Origin of the sequence: Roseovarius litoreus (assembly GCF_900142765.1) — a bacterium.
GTDB classification, from domain to species: domain Bacteria; phylum Pseudomonadota; class Alphaproteobacteria; order Rhodobacterales; family Rhodobacteraceae; genus Roseovarius; species Roseovarius litoreus.
The window spans coordinates 47,029-63,068 of sequence record NZ_FRCB01000011.1 but is presented as its reverse complement, the minus strand read 5'-3'; the positions used below and the strand labels follow the sequence as shown (position 1 = coordinate 63,068).

General features: G+C 61.6%; 14 protein-coding genes. 1 reads left to right on the top strand and 13 read right to left on the bottom strand.

What is annotated here, in order from left to right:
• Window positions 1-49: 49 nt before the first annotated feature.
• The 10 genes from F3H35_RS16910 to F3H35_RS16865 form a co-directional block, all read right to left on the bottom strand.
• On the bottom strand, window positions 50-4,282 hold the full coding sequence (locus tag F3H35_RS16910) for a strawberry notch family protein (protein ID WP_149780714.1): 4,233 nt from the start codon (window positions 4,280-4,282) through the stop codon (window positions 50-52).
• Window positions 4,283-4,389: 107 nt separating this feature from the next.
• Window positions 4,390-4,680 carry a type II toxin-antitoxin system RelE/ParE family toxin gene (locus tag F3H35_RS16905; RefSeq protein ID WP_394852321.1) on the bottom strand — a complete coding sequence of 97 codons (291 nt, stop codon included), beginning with the start codon at window positions 4,678-4,680 and terminating at the stop codon, window positions 4,390-4,392.
• Window positions 4,652-4,951: a type II toxin-antitoxin system RelB/DinJ family antitoxin gene (locus F3H35_RS16900; RefSeq protein WP_149780712.1), complete on the bottom strand. Its 300-nt coding sequence runs from the start codon at window positions 4,949-4,951 to the stop codon at window positions 4,652-4,654. The genes F3H35_RS16905 and F3H35_RS16900 overlap by 29 nt, the downstream gene beginning before the upstream one ends.
• 104 nt (window positions 4,952-5,055) lie before the next feature.
• Window positions 5,056-5,712 (bottom strand): DUF6927 domain-containing protein, encoded by a 657-nt coding sequence (locus tag F3H35_RS16895; RefSeq protein ID WP_149780711.1) that lies wholly within the window; start codon window positions 5,710-5,712, stop codon window positions 5,056-5,058.
• 103 nt (window positions 5,713-5,815) lie between these two features.
• Complete coding sequence (locus F3H35_RS16890; protein ID WP_037911611.1) at window positions 5,816-6,409, bottom strand: hypothetical protein; 594 nt, start codon at window positions 6,407-6,409, stop codon at window positions 5,816-5,818.
• Between the two features lie 75 nt (window positions 6,410-6,484).
• The gene (locus F3H35_RS16885; protein WP_149780710.1) at window positions 6,485-8,467 is read right to left on the bottom strand and encodes a ParB/RepB/Spo0J family partition protein; all 1,983 of its coding nucleotides are present in this window, start codon (window positions 8,465-8,467) and stop codon (window positions 6,485-6,487) included.
• Between the two features lie 153 nt (window positions 8,468-8,620).
• Window positions 8,621-9,010 carry a DUF3768 domain-containing protein gene (locus F3H35_RS16880; RefSeq protein ID WP_149780709.1) on the bottom strand — a complete coding sequence of 130 codons (390 nt, stop codon included), beginning with the start codon at window positions 9,008-9,010 and terminating at the stop codon, window positions 8,621-8,623.
• 87 nt (window positions 9,011-9,097) lie between these two features.
• Window positions 9,098-9,307, bottom strand: a complete 210-nt coding sequence (locus tag F3H35_RS16875) for a DUF6330 family protein (RefSeq protein WP_149780708.1) — start codon at window positions 9,305-9,307, stop codon at window positions 9,098-9,100.
• A 23-nt stretch (window positions 9,308-9,330) separates the two neighbouring features.
• Entirely contained in the window at window positions 9,331-10,272 is a 942-nt protein-coding gene (locus F3H35_RS16870) for an ArdC family protein (protein ID WP_149780707.1), read from the bottom strand.
• A 39-nt stretch (window positions 10,273-10,311) separates the two neighbouring features.
• Complete coding sequence (locus tag F3H35_RS16865; protein ID WP_149780706.1) at window positions 10,312-10,797, bottom strand: hypothetical protein; 486 nt, start codon at window positions 10,795-10,797, stop codon at window positions 10,312-10,314.
• Between the two features lie 276 nt (window positions 10,798-11,073).
• Here F3H35_RS16865 and F3H35_RS16860 point away from each other — a divergent pair, with 276 nt between their 5' ends.
• The gene (locus F3H35_RS16860) at window positions 11,074-12,276 is read left to right on the top strand and encodes a Fic family protein (protein WP_149780754.1); all 1,203 of its coding nucleotides are present in this window, start codon (window positions 11,074-11,076) and stop codon (window positions 12,274-12,276) included.
• A 131-nt stretch (window positions 12,277-12,407) separates the two neighbouring features.
• On the opposite strand, the gene repC is transcribed toward F3H35_RS16860, so the two are convergent.
• The 3 genes from repC to repA form a co-directional block, all read right to left on the bottom strand.
• Window positions 12,408-13,643 carry a plasmid replication protein RepC gene (gene repC, locus F3H35_RS16855; RefSeq protein ID WP_149780705.1) on the bottom strand — a complete coding sequence of 412 codons (1,236 nt, stop codon included), beginning with the start codon at window positions 13,641-13,643 and terminating at the stop codon, window positions 12,408-12,410.
• A 177-nt stretch (window positions 13,644-13,820) separates the two neighbouring features.
• Window positions 13,821-14,837 carry a plasmid partitioning protein RepB gene (gene repB, locus F3H35_RS16850; RefSeq protein WP_149780704.1) on the bottom strand — a complete coding sequence of 339 codons (1,017 nt, stop codon included), beginning with the start codon at window positions 14,835-14,837 and terminating at the stop codon, window positions 13,821-13,823.
• Entirely contained in the window at window positions 14,834-16,021 is a 1,188-nt protein-coding gene (gene repA / locus F3H35_RS16845; protein ID WP_027263652.1) for a plasmid partitioning protein RepA, read from the bottom strand. Before repA ends, repB begins: the two co-directional genes overlap by 4 nt.
• Between the last annotated feature and the right edge of the window lie 19 nt (window positions 16,022-16,040).

The window sequence follows — 16,040 nt, the reverse complement described above, 5'->3', positions numbered from 1 at the left end:
CGGGCAAACCCCGATCCGCGACGCCCGACCCAAAGCCCGCTTTGACTTTTCAGGCGGCTTGTTCTGCCACCTTGGCGACTCGCTGCCCCACGATCCGGGCCAGAATGCTTCCCGTGTCGATCCCGTCCCCATGCGGCAGGAACACACGCAACTGGAAGGCGATGATCTCGGTGAAGCAGCCGAGCGCCTTGAGGCCATCGATCATGCCCCGATCCGCACCGCCCAACTCAAGGCGCATCTCGCCTGCGACCCGGCGACGGGTCAGGGTCAGACCCCGGCCCAGATCGACAGGTGCGGTGGTGCCGAGGGCGGCGGTCAACATCTCCTGTGGCGTTTGCGGATTGGAGACGAGGAAGCGGGCGCGCAGCGAGGCCGCCCCTTCCTCACTCAGCGTCCGCCCGATCATGGCCGTCGCCCCGTCTGGCGTGACACGGTAGATCCGCTCATTGGTGGTCGGAATGTCCTTCCAGATCGGCAGCAGCAGCCCGGTCAGCAGGTAGAGCTTGGTCGTGGTGGTTTTTGGCAGGGACGCAGCCTCGGCATCCCAAATCTGCGCAAATTCGGGCCTGTCGATCTCTTCCCAAGCCGAGGACTCAAACCGTGCCTCTTCGAGATAGCTCGACCCGTTTGGCCGCACCGCCTTGCGCATCAGCGTGACAATGTCCTCGTCATACATCTGCATGGGCCGCGCCGAGATGAGCGCCGCGCGACCGGAGGCGCGATTCACCATCGGCAGCTTGTCGGGATTGCGCGATATGGCCTCTTCGGCGCCCAGGACATACACTGGGTCCGTCACCTCAAGTCCGATAATCCGCGTCACGGCGCCGGATTTCGGGCAGGTCCAGAGATCCTCGGTGGAGACCTGCTCGATCTTTTCGCCACGTAGGGTTTCCACGCCGAGATCGAGCGTGCCCGCCGCGCGCGCCCGTTCGGTCTGATCAGCGATCCGGCGCATGAACTCGGCAAAGAGCGCGTTCTGCATGTGGATGGGAAGGGCAAGCACCCGGTTGAGAAACCGCTGGATCGGCGGCAGCTCCTCAAGGAGCACCCCGTCCTTGTCGATCAGCCGCAGGGCCGTCCAGTCGGTGAAGCTCTCGTAGCTCATCGCCTCGGCGCGCCCGGTGGCAAGATCGGCGAAATACCCACGCAGCGCCGCTCGCGCGATCGGGCTTTCGAGATTGTCCTCCTCGCGGAACATGCCTTGCGAGCCGGTCTCGCGCTGACCCTTGGTCAAGGCCCCCAGCTGGTCGAGGCGCTTGGCTATAGTCGAGGTGAAACGCTTTTCGCCATGCACATCCGAGGTGCAGACCCGGAAGAAGGGCGCGCTGACCTGGGCAGAGCGATGCGTGCGGCCGAGCCCCTGGATGGCCGCATCGGCGCGCCAGCCGGGCTCCAGCAGGTAGTGCCGCCGCCGTTTCTGGTTCTTCGCCGTTTGCGCCGCATGATAGGACCGGCCCGTACCGCCCGCATCGGAGAAGATAAGGATATCCTTCTCACCGTCCATGAAGGCTTGGGTTTCGGATGAATTGCTGCTGGCGGCGCGCTTTTCGATGAAGAGATGACCATCCTCGGCCTTGAGGGGCCGGATGGACCGCCCTGTGACTTCTGCCACGGCCTCGTCGCCAAAGGCCCAGAGGATCTGATCCAGCGCCGAGGGGATCGGGGCGAGCGTCATCAACTCCATCATGGCCGCATCGCGCAGGGCGAGCGCCTCGCGCGAGACAACGAGCGCCCCGGTCTCATCCCGTAAAGGTTCCACCACCATATTGCCGTCGATCTCCACGAGCTTTTGAGCATGGATTGGGAAGGCCTGTTCGAGGTAGCCCAGCACGTAGTCGCGCGGCGTCAAGGTACCCTCGACGAGTTCATCCTCCGGGTCCATCGTCTCAAGCCGACGCTTCAACAGGCTTTCGCCTGTAGAGACAACCTGGATGACGCAAGCCTTGCCCGCTGCCAGATCGTCCTTGATCGCGCGGATGATGGTCGGGGCTTTCATGCCCATCAGGAGATGGTTGAAGAAGCGCTGCTTCGTGCTCTCGAAGCGGGACTTGGCCGAGGCGCGTGCGGCCGAGGCATTGGTCTCCCCAGAGGCGTCATTGACGCCAGTCGCGGTCAGTGCAGCCTCGAGATTGTGGTGGATCGTGCGGAAGGCTCCCGCATAGGCATCGTAGATCTCGATCTGGGCCGGAGTGAGCGCGTGTTCGAGCACATCATACTCCACCCCATCAAAGCTGAGGGCGCGGGCCGTGTAGAGCCCGAGCGTCTTGAGATCGCGGGCAACCACCTCCATGGCGGCGACACCGCCGGCTTCCATCGCAGAAACGAAGCTCTCGCGGCTCGGGAAGGGGTATTCGGGGCCTTGCCCCCAGAGCCCAAGCCGCGCGGCATAGGCCAGGTTGTGCACGCTCGTAGCACCCGTGGCCGAGATGTAGAAGACGCGGGCGCGGGGTGCTGCCAGTTGCAGCCGTAGGCCAGCAAGGCCCTGCTGGGAGGGTTTGACCCCCCTGCCCTGCTCAGACCCTGCCGCGTTCTGCATGGCATGGGCCTCATCGAAGGCAAGAACGCCGTCAAAGTCTTCACCCATCCAAGCGAGGATCTGGCTCAGTCGCGTGGTGCCGCATTTGCCCGCGGACCGCAGCGTGGCGTAGGTGACGAAGAGGATACCGTCGCCCATCGGGACGGGCTGGTCTGGTTTCCATTTCGACAGCGGCTGAATGTCGGCTGGTGACCCGCCGAGATCGGTCCAGTCGCGGATGGCGTCCTCAATGAGCGTGGCGGATTTGGAGACCCAGATGGCCTTTCTGCGTCCGGCCAGCCAGTTCACAAGGATGAGCCCCGCGCATTCGCGCCCCTTGCCGCAACCGGTGCCGTCGCCGAGGAAATAGCCGAGGCGATAGGCCCGTGCATCCGGGTCGTCATCGATGCTAAACCGACCGGGCAGGTCGCGCCCATGGGCATCATGCGCCATGATGATGGTTTCCAGCTGCGCCTCGGAGAGATCTCCCTCCTCGATCAGCCGTGCGGGCAGCCGCAAGTCATCACTGCCCGTGTTTGAGGGCATGGGCGGGGCAACCGAGGCCATGGCGATGCTTTCAACGAGCGGCGTGGGATGTTCCTGCGCACCCGCGATCTCGATCCGCTGCGGCCAGTAGCGCGCATAGATGTCCGAGATGGGCGTGTTGTCGCGCGGGACATCGAAGCTTGTGAAGCTGAGCGGGCGGACGGCATTGGCCCGTGGTTTGGAGGCGGCGACAGGCGCAGCCGCGGTCTTGCGCGGGGCAGATGATGGAACGGTCGGCCGAGCATGAGGGGTCGCTTCAGCCCGTTGGGCGGGGCGCATCTCGGGCCGGGTTGCGGCCACGGCGTCGACAAAAGGAAGGGCTTCATCCAGATCCCGCACAGGGACGCGGATCATTTCGCCGTCCTCCTGCACCTTGTCGAAGACCATCAGCTGGGTTTCGACAGAGGTGCCGAGCTTGCGGTAGACCTGCCCCGGCATCGTCAACGCCAAGCGCGGCGTCAGGAGACCGCAGGCGCGGGACCAATGCGCGGCATCGCGTTCGGGCGTGAATCCCGGCGGCATGATCGCCACAAGCCGCCCGCCGGGTGCCAGACGCTTTGCAGCCGCGATGAGATGCTTGGCGGCGATGTGTTTGTCCCGGGAGCGGTCGACCGAGGAGGCGAAGGGCGGATTCATCACCACGACGTCGGGTAGAACCGGCGTTTGCAGCAGATCATCGATATGCTCGCCGTCATGGCCTGTGACCTCGCCGCCGAAAACCGCGCGCAGGAGGCGCTGGCGAAAGGGGTCGATCTCGTTGAGCAAAAGCGTGGCACCAGCCCGGGCGGCGAAAGCGGCCAGTGCACCGGTGCCAGCCGAGGGCTCCAGAACGGTCTCGCCCTTGCGGATCGCCGTGGCCTGCAAGACCAGCGCCGCAAATGGCAGCGGCGTGGAAAACTGCTGCAGCCGGATCTGCTGCTCGGAGCGGCGGGTTTCCGTCAGGAGCCGCGAGGCAAGCAGCCTTGCAGCGGCGATGTCACCTGCCGCGCCGTCCCCACGCAGCAGCATTTGGACGGCAGCGGCTTGCATCAGGTCATAGGCCATGCGCCAGTCCCAGGCACCGCCGGCATCGCTGCCATGAAACGTCTCGCGCATGATGCGCGCGAGCGCTGAGCTGCGCAGGGGTTGGAGGTCGACCTCCGCGCCGATCTGCGCGAGGGCAGAGGCGAGGTCAGGGTGGGAGATTGAGAGAGCCGGATTTGCCGGTTTGGGCCTGGACATGGGGATTTTCCTTTGGATCAGGGTCTGAGTTCCAAAGGACAAAAAGCCCGCTCTACACTTTGAAGGCGTAGAGCGGGCAACTTCTTAGCGGAGGGCCTGTACGCCGATCATGGCCACTGCTGCGCAGCATGAAGTACGCGCAAAATGGTCACCATCTCAGGGCTTTCAGTATAAACCACGATGTAGTTTGGCCGAACAACCATCTCCCGGGTCCCATCAACACGGCCCGTGCGGTACATTTGAGGGTGTTCTGGAAGGAGGGACGTCTTGTGTTCAATCTCGTCTTTGAGAACTTGGGCGGCATCCGGGTTGTCGTCAGAGATGTAGTCAATGATTGCCAACAAGTCGGCGATGGCCGTGGCTTTCCATTCAAGATTTGGCAAGGCGCTTGCCGTCAATCAATGACTGGGCGTCTTGCATCGCCTTGGCATGGGGCGTTGTGGGTCTTGGATCGTCCAGCGCTTCCTGTACCTTCGCCCGGAACCAGGCGTCATAGGCATCCGGATCAGCGGTCAATCCGGCAGGCAAGCCGCCTTCTGCGGCCACGCGGGTCAGAAGAATACGCACCGCGTCGGAGAGCGTCAGACCGACGCCCGCAAGTGCGTCCGAAGCCTGTGCTTTCAGCTGGTCGTCAACACGAACATGAAGCATGGATGTTTGGGCAGGCATGGATGATCCTCCAGTTGATGGGATTCATGTATCTCATTTGAGATACGATTTCAAGTCGGCAGTATGTGCGCGCGTGGTCCCGTGGTGTTGTCTCAGCGGGCAACTCAACCACCCTGCCCCGCCAGGAACTCCGCCAGCACAGGACTGGCCTCGCCTTTTGCGGAGCTGAGCAGCTCCGAGCCCGCAAGCGAGGCCTTCGACAGGCGTACGAGCCCACCGGTTTCCTCGATGCGGTAGCAGCGGCGTTTTTGCCGCCCCCGCTTGTAGTGCGTCGCGGTGACAATCTGGCAGGTGCTGCCATCGGTGAGCGTCACAGGGGCCGCGAGCCTGATCTTGTCGCCTTCCTCGTAGTCCGGGATCGACGCCCAGTCCCGGCAGCGCTGACGCCAGTCCTGGGCGTAGCTGTCCGGGTCTTTCAGGTCGGAGAGGAGCTCGATCAGCCCAAGGGGAGCACGAGACTCGTTCGGGCCCGCGCTTTCCTCCATATCCTTGTAGCCCCAGCAGCCGTCATCGTATCGGGTGAGGAAGACAGCCCCGAACGTGATGGAGCCATCCGCATCGGTCACATAGGTCGTGTCCTCGACCGGCGAGCCATCGATATTTGTGACCTTTGCCGCCGCGTACCAAGTCGAACCCACCTTGCAGGCTTTGACCAGTTCCGTCTTGCGCCTTTCGCCCTCGAAGGTGCACAGCCGGGCAATCTCCGCTTTCTCATCCGCGTAGGTCTGGACGCGGCCGTCGGTGTAGAAAAGCCAACCCATTTCAGAGTCCTTTCTCTCGTTTGGGAAAATTGTTGTCGCCAATGTCCCGAGAGGGCCGCAGGCCCGGCAGGGTATTGGCGATGCTTGTTTGAGAAAGGGCGGGTTACGCCACCCTCCGGTCATCGATTTCCATCAGCGCATCGAGCGGCACGCGGTAGGGCTGCATGGCGTCGAAATCCTCGCAATTGCCGCAGTTCTGCACGATCGCGAAGGTGTCGCAGGCATCCTTGAGGATGACCCGGAAGGTGCCGCCGAGGCCTGACGGCACCTCGTAGGTCCCGCCGATGAGATAATCCGAGGCCCGGCGCACGAAGACGCGGATGCTGTGGCCATCGGTGGCGAGCCGGATCGCCCCCCGCCCCCGGTCGATGAGAACCTGCACGTCATCCAGGATGTCGGTATAGAACTGGCCGGTCAGATCGCGAAACGCCATGCGGCGCTGCGCCATCCAGTCGGTATCCCGAAACGGGTTCATGCCGTCGGCGAAGGCGAAGGAGGGATCGGCCTGTTCGGTGGTGACGATACGGGTGGTCGTGCCATCGATGCCGTTTGAGCGCAGATGCACACCATTGCCGACGATCAGGATCAGGGCCGGCCTGTCCACGGGCCCGTTCCAGTTGGGCAGGAAGGTTTTGCAGGCGCGCGCATGGGCGATCTGCGCCGCAACGGCTGAGGCAGAGAACTTGAGAATAGCCATGGGGATGTCTTTCCGTTGGGTATGAGAGGATCGACCCGCGCGGGTGCAAGATCCACACGCGGGTCGCGTGATGGCTCAGGCCGCTTGCGCGACCTCGCCGTCAGGCTCGGGGGTTTCCGAAGCGGACTCCGCCTCGTCAAAGGCGACACCGGCGGTCTGCATCATCGGCGGGCACCAGGCGGCCACGGCAGCGCGCTGCGCGTCCGTGAGCGTGGCGAAGGGCTCGGCGAAAAGCTTGTCGCAGAAGGCGACGATCTCCTTCTTGCTCGACGAGGCTAGCGTCACAGCCTCCTGGGCGAGACCCAGATCCTCACCTAGGATTTTGAGGAGCCAGGCCTTCTTGAAGCGATTGAACAGCGCCGCGTTCGGCGTCCAGTGGGCGCGGATATCGGGCATGATCTCGATCTCGAACGCATGCATCAGGCTGTCGCGCTGGCGGTCCCGTGCGAAGCAGGACTGCGTCGTGCTGGCGGTCGCATAGGCGACGAGCTTGGCCTTCTCGCCCGGCTTCAGCGCGCGAAACGCCGCGAACTGATCGGCAGGCGAACGCGCGTCATCGAGCCAGGAGAGGTCCAGCGCATCATGCGCCGCCGCCACCTGATCGAGCGAGGTCTCGTCGATCTCGTCCATCTTGGCATGGCTGCGGTATTCCTTGCGGGCCTCGACCTTGATGGCCTGCGTGACACTCATGCCGCTGGCCAGAACATCACTGACCAGCTTGAAAAGCGTCAGATCGAGCGTGGCCTCGGGATGCAGCGCCATCGCGGCCCCGAGCGCCATGGCCCGCTCGGTCTTGAGGTCCTCGGCCAGCGAGGCAGGGTAGCTGATCTCGCCAGCGTCCGGGGCTTCCTCCCCGTTCGTATTGGCTGAGGCGGCGCGCGCGCCCTCTTCTTTCACGATGTCCTCCGGGCGCAAGAGGCCCACATGGAGCGTCACCTGCCCGTTGGACCAGGACGCGATCACGCCTGCACGGGCGAGGTCCTCGGCGCTATAGGCCTCCTGCAGGTCGCGGGCTTCCTCTTCCAGAGCGTCGACGCGGTCGTAAAGGGCGTTGTAGGCACCGTCGTCGAGCCCCTCATCTTCCATCTCGAGTTGCAGTTGCTCAAGCTCGGCGGTGATCTCATCGATGCGCTTCTGGGCAGCCTCATCCGGCTCGATCGGGCCGGGATAGACGCGGCCGTAGTCGGCCATGGTCGCGTAATCATAGCGGACCATCGCATCGGCCCAGGCAAAGCCCAGCCTCATACGGGCCTCCTCGGCGGCGGCACCGAGCTTCTCGAGCAGGATGGTCTCGACCAGCGCCGCATCCTCGAGCACCGAATGCTCTTCCAGCAGATCGGCTGCGACAGCGCCGCCCCGGGCCTCATAGTCCTCGCGCACGAAGGCCCCGATATCGTCGCTGACCTGCACGCCGCGGGATTTGAGCGCCTGGCGGACCGTATAGGCCTGCAGGTAGCTATCTTCCCTGGTGAGCGCCTCGAATACTTCGCGCTGCACCTCCTGGCTCGGATGCTCCGCAAAGGCCTTCATCGTGTCGAGCGTGATCGTCTTAGCCCGGGCCGCGGCGCGGATGTCGGGGTGGATCAGGCCATAGCGCAACCGGCCTTTCACGGCGGCGATCGTGGTGCCGAAGGTTTTTGCGATGGTTTCAGGCGTCTGTCCGTCGACTTCCATCATCCGGGCGAAGGCCTCGAACTCGTCGATGGCATTCATCGGCGCTTGCGTGATGTTCTCTGCGAGCGACAGGGCCGTGGTGACATCGCAGTCGTCAGGGACAAGGCGGCATTCCACCTTGGTCTTCGCCGTGAACCCCTTGGCGGCCTTGTCGGCAACCAGTTCCTTCAGCGCGGCATGGCGCCGGCCACCGGCGAGGACAGCATATTTGCCGTCAAGCTTCTGGACCAGGAGCGGCTGGAGCAAGCCCAGAACAGCAATGCTGGCTTTCAGATGGGCGATGTTCTCGGGGTCATAGGTTTCCGGCGCGTTGCTGCGCACATTGGCGGGATGCGGGACCAGATCGCCGATGGCGACGGTGAGAGGGGCAAAGCTTGTGGTCATGGGATATCCTTCCAGGTGGGTGAGGTGTGGCCCGCGCCTTCACGCGCGTGACCAATCCCCGGCTTCAGGGATCACAACGACAGAAGGCCCGCTTTGCCATTTTGGGGCAGCGGGCCTTCATCGCCTGGGCTGTCAGGAGGGGTGTCCCCTCCCCTACCAGTCGCGCGCCAGCATGATGGTCAGCACACGCATGGTGGTGGCAGGATTATCCGGGGCCTCGGCGCCGTAGCGGAAGTCGGAATCCGCCTCATAGAGATCGATTTTCCAGAACACGGTCTCGCCCCGGATCTCGACCGCCCCGAAATCGTGCCAGCCTACAGGATCATTCTCAGGCTCGAACGTGGCAAACTCGCCAGTTGCCTTCACCGCCTCGGCCATGAAGCCGTCACCGGCCTCCATAAGCGAGCGGGTGACATGCATGCGGCCCTGGATGGGCTGGGCGGGCGGAACTCCGAGGCAGGCAAGCTTGCGAAACGCGTCGTTCTGCGCCGCGATCACGCTCGGATCCGGACGGTCTGGCTGGGGTTGAACGGTCATGGGCATGGGGATCTCCTTTGAGAAGTTGAAACACCCTTCCCAAAGCCCGCTTTCACTTTTACGCTTGGCGGATGAATCGAGGCTGAAGGCGCCTTACCCGAACAGCCCTCTGGCTCTGTAGTTCGGGTTGGGGATGGTTTCGATCCAGCCGCCCTGTTCCTTGATGCTCTCAAGTGCCGCCGAGAGCGGATAAGCGCCCTCGGACGGGCTCCACCAATAGGCACCGCGCTTGAAGACGATGATCTTGCGGCGGCCGTCTTCGAAGCAGGCCACCCGCAGCGTCTTGGGTTCCTTGCGTGACATGCGAGTCTCCGTTCTCCGTGTGGTCAGGCGGCCTCGGCACTGCGCCCTGCCCTGCCCGTCTCCGATCTGGCGATCAGATAGTCGCAGGCCCGCTGCGCGTCCGCGGCGTGCCGGAAGATCGCGCCCTTGTCCGACCGAAGAACGCGCAACCAGTTGTGGAGGTAGGCGGCATTCATCTCGAGCGTATGCGCCGTGAAGCCGAGCGTCTGACCCAGGAACACCGAGGTCAATTCCGCGACGATCTCCTCGCGCGCATAGGACGTGTTGCCAAACTTCGAGAACCCGAAGTCACGGTTCAGCCGATGCGGGGCTTTTGTGGCATGGGCCAGCTCATGGGCCCAGACCCCGTAGAAATTTCGTGGATTCTCGAACCTAGAGATTGACGGCATGTAGACCTTGTCCACGGGCGGCAAATAGTACGCTTCCGTGCCCGTGAAGACGGTCGTGATGTCGATGGCATCGAAAAACGCCTGCATGTGCGGGATGGGCTCGGACGGAGGATGCTCGGGCGCGGGCTCCGGGTCGGGGAAGAAACTGTCGGGCAGGCCCTCGATCTGGCAGGCATTGAACACGCGGTAGGATTTCTGAAAGCGAAAGATGCGGGCTTCCTCGGAGTGATCATCCCCGTCGCTGCGGTCATGCTCATCGCCGCCCGCGTCTTTCCGGCTTTGACCGTAATAGACGACGACAGAGGATTTCTCGCCCTTGCGGACCTTTGCGTCCAACGCATTGGCCTGCGGCAACGTCATCCAGAAGGGCGAGCTGTGGCCCGCCATCACGGTCCGCATCGTCAGCAGGAAGTTGTTCACCCCCTGGTAGGGTTCACCGCCCACACGCAGGGGACGAGAGCTGCCCCCTGCGGTCCATGGCTTGCGCCACGGCAGGACGCCACGCTCGATGATGCGGATGATTTCGTTTGTGATGGCCTCGGAGGCATCGAATTTGGGCGTGCGGGATCGGGCCATGGTTGGCGTCCTTTCGTGTGTTGGCGAGAAGATTGGGGATCAGGTTGACCGACGGGGCCGCGGATCGTTGGCGATCTTGGCACCAAGCACTTCGACCATGTCGACGTAGGTGGTCAGCGAGACGGACTTGCCAGGACCCCAGGGTTCAGGGTCGGGCGATCCGTCCCGCGCCACCCGCGGTAGGTTCGCAAAGGCAATCACATCGGTGACGGGTCGGATATCGATGAACGGGGTCCCTCGTGCGACCGCAAGAGTGGCCAAGGGAAAGCGCTCGATCGGCGCGAAGGTCGAAACGGTGGTCCAACCAAGATGGATGAACGTGCCGCCCTCTCCGCAGATCACATGGGCATTCGGCAGCGTCGCCGCCTGCCTGAGATAGCCGAGATCACGCAGGACGGTCTCGCGCTCGAGCTGCAGTGCCTGGCCCGTCTGGCCGGTTCGGCGTAGTTCCTTGTGTCGCCACCACGAGGCAGCGGTCGCGCGTAACACGCGCAAGACACCTGTTTGCATCGGAATGCCCTTCATAAGGAAAGACAGACCGGAACCCGGCCCGGACCCATCCGAGGGACCCCAAAAGCCCTCATCCGTCAGTCAAAAAACCCGAAGAACACTTTTACTTTTCCCGGCCCCTTTGGGCACACAACAAAACCGAAAGCCCGGCACATCTGCCGAAGCCATTGATTTCATGCAGCAATTCTAGATCGGCAACCAAGATCGGCAACGCATATCGGCAAAACCTTGCTTGAAAATACGAAATGTGTTTATTTTTCAATTACTTTGCAAACATGGAAGATCGGCAAAATGCTGGAAACACCCGCCAGGATCGAACCCTGCTTCTTCGAGGAGCATATTCCTACAGAACTGGCAGACCTTTCGGTCGACATCCAGAGGGAAGCCACCGGGCTGGGACAAGGGTTGCATCCTGACAGCGCAGCCGAACTTGCCGATCTCGTCCGTGTGATGAACTGCTACTACTCCAACCTGATCGAAGGACACAACACGCGCCCCCGCGACATCGAAAGGGCGCTGGCTGGTGCCGAGCTTGAGGAAGAAACCCGTCCCCTCGCCCTTGAGGCCCGGGCGCACGTCATCGTTCAACGGACCATCGACGAGATGCATCGCAAGGGCACCCTGCCCCGCCCCACATCCGTCGAATTCCTGACTTGGGTCCATAAGAGCTTCTACGACGAGATGCCGGATGAGTTTCGGGTCATCGAACATCCCGACGGCACACAAGAGCCCATCGTTCCGGGACGCATGCGCCAGGATGATGATCGGGAAGTTGCGGTCGGGCGCCACCTACCTCCTTCATCGTCGCGCGTCGCGGCATTCATGGACCATTTCGACAAACGATTTCAGATTGCGGCGCGGTCTTCGAGCGGACGGATCATCGCGATCGCGTCTGCACATCACCGGCTGAACTACATCCACCCCTTCCCGGATGGTAACGGCCGTGTCAGCAGACTGATGTCTCATGCCATGGCCCTCACAGCGGGGATTGGTGGCTTGGGGCTCTGGTCCGTATCACGTGGGCTGGCCCGCGGGCTGACCGATCGGGGCGAGTACAACCGGATGATGGATCTGGCCGACAGTCCTCGCCGCGAAGACCGCGACGGACGGGGGAACCTGTCAGAAGCGGCACTGAAGACGTTTAGTGAATGGTTCCTAAAGGTGACGCTCGACCAGATCACCTTCTCAGCAAGATTGTTCGATCTTGGCGGACTGGACCAACGGTATCGTCGTCTTGTTGCAGATACCATTGATGACAAGCGAGCGCCGGAACTGATCTCGGCGGTTCTTCGGCATGGGGCACTGGAACGAGGTGACGCGCAAATTGTGCTCAAGACATCCGAGCGCACGGCTCGCAACACGCTGAGTAAACTGACCGCCGCCGGATACATGACGTCCGCCTCGCCGAAGACGCCGGTTCGGTTGGCGTTTCCGTTGGATTATCGGGAACGTCTTTTCCCTAACCTGTTTGGCGATGGTGACCTGCCGGCGTGACTGGCAACCGAAGGACCCTGTTTCTGGCCAAGTCCGCGAGCGCAGCCTCTGACCGTGTTGGAAAGAAGTTCACAACTGTGAACTATCCCGAGCTATCCTACTTGTCAGCCGAGTTCACAGCTGTGAACTCATCATGCAGCATCCCGCCGCATCAAGGCCATGATCATCGGACCGCAGGAGAACTCCCCAATTGCTGCCTTTGAAGATAGGGTTCTCAAGTAGCCTCCAGGTGATCGGATATCCGCAAACCGTTCAAGCATTGCAACGATCACAACAGACGCTTCTTCGGGACCCATATAGCGTTTGGCCTCGTCCCACGCGGACGGGGAAATACCCATCATGGGCCTGACCACATCAGCCACCCGGACCAGATCGTGCCAGTGGCGCACGGGCTGCTCGGAATACGCTTTGAATTCCTGACAGGAGGCGAGGACGAGACCAAGCGGTATGTTCGGCATCAGTTGATCGTCAATAGTTGCCGTTGAGTTGCCCTCATCTTCAGAACACAGAGGACTATTGGCAACTTCTGGAGTTTCGCGCACAGCGCCTCCGTCCCGCGCTTTTTCTAAGCGAGGCTCAAGATCATAAGAGTCTTTATTTGAATTCTGATAGTGCTGCTCAGAAACAGCATCATTGGTGCTCATATTTTCTGTTTCACAGCCATCCAGAAGGCTTCGGGCGTGATCTAAAGCTGACCCCAAAGCGTCTTCGATGCGCCTAAGGTCTTCCATTTCGAGTTTTCTGCGAAGATCTCGGGCCGTTAGGGCCGCAAGATCAGAGAATTGGTCCCAGACGCCTTGATCCGGACGAAGTGAGCGCCCGTACTCGGCCAGCCCTGCGAGGTCACGCCGCATGAGGCTCACAGTGGCACGTAGGCGCTTGTACCGCTCTTCTGCGGCCCGGACGGTCTCAGCGGCCTCACAAACCTCCTGGAAGCGTCGAACGAGCGGAGAGAGGTCGAACCCAAACGCAACCTTTTCGTCGCCGTAGCGGCGGGCATAGCGCTTCCCATTGGGGCTATCGCGCCGGACAACAAAGCCAGTCTGCACAAGGTTGGAGAGGTGGCGCCGCATCGTCGAGCAGGGCATGCCGTTCAGGCGCTCGCAAATCGCCTTGTTGGACGGATGTACAATCAATTCGCTGTCATTGCCTCCGAGAATTGTCGCTTGGTGAAAGCTGACCAGCGCCTGAAGCACCGTCAAATCCCGATCGGACAAGCCGAACGCGACTCGAGCGGCAGCGAGCTCCCTCAGGACCTCCCACTTGTTGGCGCCGGCTGGGGGCAGGTCTTCCTGGGTCGCTGCCTGATGTTTCAGGATGGCAGCATCTATCGTTCGCCGGAACGGCGTTACGGGCGTGTAGTCCATTTTGTCATTCACAAAGACAAAAATATCCCGGTCCGCGAATCACTTTGGACTTGCGGAAAATAGCTCCGGACACTACCTTGAAGGTGCTAGAAACAAGTTAGGGTCTCGTGGAGTGGTCGCTTTGCGGGACCTTTTCTTTTGCCTTTTCGTGCCTCCTTCTTTGATTTCTGCTCTTCCTCAGTCTTCCGACCGCTGCTTCCAGCGTTCGTGAAGGTCTTCAATCATGTCATGCACTTGCGTCTCGACCCAATCGGCGAAGTCGCCACCCGCCAACTCGATCGATAGGCCCTTGGCAGTGCGTTTCACCGTGCCGCCGCGTTTGCCGCCGATCTTCAGCGGGACGCTGGAAGGTGGGGCAGGGGAGGGCGACTTGGCCGGTTTAATCGCCTTGGTCACAGCCTTTTCTACGGCCAGGAACGCTTGGATGGACGGGTCATTGGTAGAGGCAACGTCATCCACCACCATGGAGGTCTCGGCATTTTCACGTGCCTCTTTCGCGATCCCGATAAGGTCCTCGCGGTCCAGACCATTCTCGTCGATGGCCCGACCAAGGGATTCCCATCGGGGTCGGCCAATGCCATGGGCGGCGCCAATGGCGCGTACCAGATCCGACCCGACCATGTCCGCGATCGCGATCGCCATAGATATGGACGACTTCGTGACGGTAAGAATTTCTGCAACCTGAGATTGATTTCCGAAGCCGGACGACACAAGGTCTTTTGCGAACAGGGCCTTTTCAATAAAAGACAAATCGCGCCGCCCCATGTTCTCCGAAATCTGAGCACGCAGAGCGCTGTCGTCATCCAGGTTGGTGACTAACGCGCGAACCTTGGTAACCTTATCGGACTGACGGATCGCCTCCAGCCTGCGTCGCCCATAGACCAAACGGTAGCGATCATCTTCACCCGGCGCACGTCGCACGAGGATCGGAACAGTCTGACCGTTCGCCTCAATCGCATCGCGCAAATCCAGTACATCGGCCGGGTCAAGCCGGTCCGCCATACGCCCGTCTTCGATGCTCGCCGGGTCCAGTTCCCAAACATGATGGGAATCGACCGCGTCGCGGGCAGACCGAAGGGCGCGATTCGAGGTCATCATCGGTGTCACAGCACCTGTCTGAGGGGCAGGGGAGGGGGCCCCAGCTGCCGCGAGACTGTCCAGCATTGACATGCGCTTCTTCTTGCCACTGGTCATGTGCGCCCCCAGGTTTTCTGGATTAGGTCGGCGATCTCGTCATTCAGCGTATTCAGGCTCTCAATCGCGCGATCATAGGTGGAACGCGTGAACGCGCTGCGTTCCACTTCATAAAGTGTCTGCTTGGTCAGGCCCGCATCTGAGATGGCTGTGGACTTTAACATGGGCGAATTCAGCACGGCTTCGCCGTACATTGTTCGCAGGAAAGCCACGATGCGGTTCTGCGGCGCATCCTGCGGCTCGTAGCGGGTCAAAACATAGCGCATCCAGTCATGAGACATGTCAGCGCCGCTCTCGGCGATCACGTCCATGAGGTCGGCTGTCATGCGGAGGAATTGCGACATGGACATCACATCGAGCATCTCTGGATGGATGGTCACCAGAACGCCCGTGGCCGCGGACAGGGCGGACATGGTCAGAAAGCCAAGCTGCGGAGGGCAATCTATGACGACCACGTCGTAGTCCTCATCGACCTGGGCCAGCGCCTCCTTCACGCGGAAGAAGAAAAGTCCGGCATTGCCCTGCGCCAGCGCGCGCGGGGTGTCGTGCTCGAACTCCATCAGTTCGAGGTTGCCGGGGATCAAGTCCAAATTGGGGATATAGGTCTTGCGGATGACCGACCGGATCGGCTCCGGGTCCTCATAGCGGATCGCATCGTAGAGAGTGCCACCATCTTCGAGGTCCAATTCCGGCTGAACGCCGTGCAGCGCGGTGAAGGAAGCTTGTGGGTCAAGATCAATGCCCAGCACACGATATCCGCGCAGGGCAAGCCGTTGGGCAAGATGGGCAGAGGTTGTTGTTTTTCCGGACCCGCCCTTGAAATTCATCACGCCGATGACCTGAAGATGATCACCTTCTCGTCGTCCGGGAACGTAATCGCCCGGCTTGCGAGCGGTTTTTTCAAGGAGCACACGCAGCGCCTGGATATCCTGCGCCGAGTAAAGACGACGGTTGCCGGCGGTAAGCTCGGGAGAAGGCCCTTTGCCATCCAAGTTGAGTTTGCGAAGATAGGAATCGTTTACGCCGAGCAGCGCCGCAGCCTCACCAGAGGTGAATTTGCGCATGGTCTTCTCGGCATCGGGTGGAAACAGGCTCTCACGTTGCGAATGCAACTGGTTCGCCAGCCATTCCGAATGCTGGCGGATCACCGCGTTGAGATCCTCATGCACAAAGGTATTATCCATCTGCCCTCTCGCTTCCGAG

Bases quoted from the DNA above. Each gene is read 5' to 3' on its own strand.
- repC (WP_149780705.1), bottom strand. From the start codon at position 13,643: ATGGACTACACGCCCGTAACGCCGTTCCGGCGAACGATAGATGCTGCC.
- repB (WP_149780704.1), bottom strand. From the start codon at position 14,837: ATGACCAGTGGCAAGAAGAAGCGCATGTCAATGCTGGACAGTCTCGCG.
- F3H35_RS16895 (WP_149780711.1), bottom strand. From the start codon at position 5,712: ATGGGTTGGCTTTTCTACACCGACGGCCGCGTCCAGACCTACGCGGAT.
- F3H35_RS16910 (WP_149780714.1), bottom strand. From the start codon at position 4,282: ATGTCCAGGCCCAAACCGGCAAATCCGGCTCTCTCAATCTCCCACCCT.
- F3H35_RS16875 (WP_149780708.1), bottom strand. From the start codon at position 9,307: ATGTCACGCAAGGAACCCAAGACGCTGCGGGTGGCCTGCTTCGAAGAC.
- F3H35_RS16880 (WP_149780709.1), bottom strand. From the start codon at position 9,010: ATGCCCATGACCGTTCAACCCCAGCCAGACCGTCCGGATCCGAGCGTG.
- F3H35_RS16900 (WP_149780712.1), bottom strand. From the start codon at position 4,951: ATGCCTGCCCAAACATCCATGCTTCATGTTCGTGTTGACGACCAGCTG.
- F3H35_RS16890 (WP_037911611.1), bottom strand. From the start codon at position 6,409: ATGGCTATTCTCAAGTTCTCTGCCTCAGCCGTTGCGGCGCAGATCGCC.
- F3H35_RS16865 (WP_149780706.1), bottom strand. From the start codon at position 10,797: ATGAAGGGCATTCCGATGCAAACAGGTGTCTTGCGCGTGTTACGCGCG.
- F3H35_RS16870 (WP_149780707.1), bottom strand. From the start codon at position 10,272: ATGGCCCGATCCCGCACGCCCAAATTCGATGCCTCCGAGGCCATCACA.
- F3H35_RS16885 (WP_149780710.1), bottom strand. From the start codon at position 8,467: ATGACCACAAGCTTTGCCCCTCTCACCGTCGCCATCGGCGATCTGGTC.
- repA (WP_027263652.1), bottom strand. From the start codon at position 16,021: ATGGATAATACCTTTGTGCATGAGGATCTCAACGCGGTGATCCGCCAG.
- F3H35_RS16860 (WP_149780754.1), top strand. From the start codon at position 11,074: ATGCTGGAAACACCCGCCAGGATCGAACCCTGCTTCTTCGAGGAGCAT.